This is a genomic window from Polaromonas sp. P1_E3 (assembly GCF_056405935.1).
Genome location: NZ_JBFUBD010000334.1, coordinates 1 through 2,937 on the forward strand (window position 1 = coordinate 1; position 2,937 = coordinate 2,937).

General features: G+C 59.0%; 2 protein-coding genes and 1 pseudogene. All 3 read right to left on the reverse strand.

The features are described 5' to 3' along the window. A pseudogene (locus AC1D0Z_RS18725) lies at positions 1-190 on the reverse strand (hypothetical protein); the annotation flags it as partial. A 90-nt stretch (positions 191-280) separates the two neighbouring features. Next, positions 281-853 (reverse strand): Hcp family type VI secretion system effector, encoded by a 573-nt coding sequence (locus tag AC1D0Z_RS18730; protein ID WP_348049164.1) that lies wholly within the window; start codon positions 851-853, stop codon positions 281-283. Positions 854-896: 43 nt separating this feature from the next. Next, the coding region (gene tssC / locus AC1D0Z_RS18735) for a type VI secretion system contractile sheath large subunit (protein WP_477659699.1) at positions 897-2,937 on the reverse strand (2,041 nt) is incomplete at its 5' end.

Genomic DNA, 2,937 nt, shown 5'->3' on the forward strand with positions numbered 1-2,937 from the left:
GGGCATATCCGGCGCCGGTCAGGGAAGGCATGCCGATGCGCATGAGTTCCAGACCGGTCGAACCAGCCCAGACGTGCGAACTGACCAGGCGCTGAATTTGCAATCGTACGGCATCGCGCAGATTGAAGCTCTGGCCGCTTTGCGCGGGCACCGCACCTGCAAACTCCAGGCGCTCAAGCAAGAACTGCATGTTTATCCCCTTGGGCCGGCGCGCCGCAACAACGGCACGCCATCTCAAAAACAACGGAAATTCACGGCTCCCGGAGGGCCGCAGCGAGGCTCAAGTGAACGCTGTCAAAGGCCTGTTCTGAGCCAGGCTCCAGCCGGCAGTGACGTTGCCCTTGACCTGCATGTCCGGCGTCTGCACAGCGTAGGTCCAGACGATCTCGGTGAAGTTAAGCTTGAACTGCTCGGTCGGCATGTCGTCAGGATGTGACTGGAATTGAATTTCGCTGATAAGCGCATCACGCAGCATGAAGGTGATAATGTTGCCGACCTTGTCGCCCGAGTTGCGCAGGATGTAGATGTACGAGGGCTTGGCTTTGTCGCCCAGCGACTTCGCGCGCAAACAGAAGTCGTAGAGCTTGACCGAAGTCTTGTCGACATATTTGACACAGGTGAACTCCGTGATCACCGGCCTGCCAGAGGTACGCGCCGAATTGCTGACGTCGGTCGTCACCTGCTGCTTCATACCCTGGTGCACTGACACCAGTTCGATGCATTGGCCGAGCTTGAGTTCCTCATTGGCGGTCCAGTCGGCGCCGGTCGAAATCAGGCTGCCGCCCGTGGCCCAGTCATTGCTTGTTGTGGGAAAAACAGAAGTGTCGCCGGGTTGTAGCAGTATCAGATCCATGGCTTGTCTTTCGTTGGTCTATGTTGGATGGGAAGTGAATGGGTCACTTCGGCAGATTCGCCACCAGGCGGATCGAGGTCGTCAATTCCTCAAGCTGGAAGTGCGGCCTGAGGAAGACCACCGCGTTGTAAGAGCCCACGGCACCCGGCACGTCCTTCACGATCACGTTCGCCTGGCTCAAGGGAAAACTCGCCTTGGCGTCCTGGGAGGCATTCTCATCGAGCAGTACATAGTTCGATATCCAGGTGTTGAGGTAGGCCTCTACATTGCCCCGCGTCAGGAAGCTGCCAATCTTGGCGCGCATGATGACCTTGATGTAATGAGCGAAGCGCGAGGCAGCGAGCATGTAGGGCAGCAGCGCGGAAATCTGCGCGTTGGCATTGGCGCTATCAGAGAAATACTTCTTCGGCTGGTTGCTGGTCTGCCCGCCAAAGAATGCGGCCTGCCCCTTGCCCTTGCAATGGCATAGCGAGATGAAGCCCAGATCGTTAAGCTCCTTTTCACGCCGGTCGGTGATGGATACTTCAGTTGGACAAAATAACTCCTCGGCCCCGGAGTCAGTGCGGTAGCTGTAGGTCGGCAAGTCCTCAACCAGGCCACCACCTTCAACCCCGCGTATCGCTGCCGTCCAGTTGTACTTGGAGAATGCGTTGGTCACGCGCTGGGCCAGCATGTAGGCCGCATTGCCCCACAGGAAGCTGCCACTGTCGGGTGAACTGCTGGAAGGTCCGACAGTCTCCTCGAAATCCATGCCGTCAACCGGCCAGCTGTTCTTGCCGTAGGGCAGACGCAGCAGCACATGCGGCATCACCAGTGTCACATAGCGGGAGTCCTCGCTTTCGCGGAATTCCTGCCAGCCGGCCAGCTCGATGCTTTCAAAGATCTTTTCCAGGTCGCGCGGCTTGGCGAGGTCGCGAAAGCTGTCGAGTCCGAATAGCGAGGCCGAGGCCGAGGTGATGTATGGCGCATGAGCGGAGGCCGCGACTTCCGCGATCTTGCGCAGGAATTCAATATCCTTGGCGCTGCGCCCCACCTCATAGCCGCCAATCAGAAGACTGTATGGCAAGCCACCAAAGGTGCCGTACTGGTCCTCGTAAATCATTCTGAAGAGTTTGCTTTGGTCCTTGTCGACCGCCTTCTCCATGTCGTCGAGCAGCTCGTCCCTGGTGGCATTGAAGACACTGAGCTTGAGCATCTTTCCGGTTTCGGTGTTTGACACGAAATAGTGCAAACCGCGCCAGGTCGCTTCGACCTCCTGGAACTTCGGCGCATGCATGATCACGCTCAATTGCCTGCTCAGCCAGCCGTCGATGTCGGAAATGTGCGAGTCAATCGCGGTGATCGCGGCGACCGGCGCATAGGTGGAACCCGGAGCATCGAGCCGCGCCAGTACGTCGGTCACAAAGAAACCGATCGGGCCGAGGAATTTCTGCCGGCTCTCGTCGGTTTTCAGGCCGGCCGCATCCATGAGAGCGAAGACCGCATCAATGTTCTGCCGGGCTTGTTTTTTCGTCGGGGGCACCGGCTTTGCTTTTGGGTCAGGCGTGTCAGTAGCGCCGCTGAGAACCAGCAGCATATTGTTGGCCACCCTGCGGTTGACCGCATCATGCTTTTGCTCGGCCACTGTGCGCACTTGTGCGGCGTCTGCCGGCATCGCAATCGAATCGCTATCGTCGGTTTGCTGCATGCCGAGCACAGCCAGAGCGGCCCTTTTTGCGTCGGCATCGATCTKGCCGTCCTTGGGTCCAAGTGCTGCCAATAGCGCTGTGGCGTCTGCATCGAGCTTGGTCTGCGTCGCGGGCACAGTGGGGTCGACCCCGAGCTTGCTGGCGATCGCATTGCGCTCCAGCTGGATTTTGGAAGAAAGGCCGGTATCCCACTGCGTAAGTTGCTGCAGCTGGGCTGACACCGTTTGCAGATTCTCCGGCGTGTCGGCGGTCGCAAATACCCCAAGCAGCCTGCGTAACGGTGCCAGGGTTGCATCGGCGTCAACCACCGACTTGCCGTCCGCGCCCACGCTGTTGACGGTCTCATATCCCCAGTCGGTGGCAGCCTTGAGCTTGGCCGCCTGATCGGCCTTGCCC

Bases quoted from the DNA above. Each gene is read 5' to 3' on its own strand.
- AC1D0Z_RS18730 (WP_348049164.1), bottom strand. From the start codon at position 853: ATGGATCTGATACTGCTACAACCCGGCGACACTTCTGTTTTTCCCACA.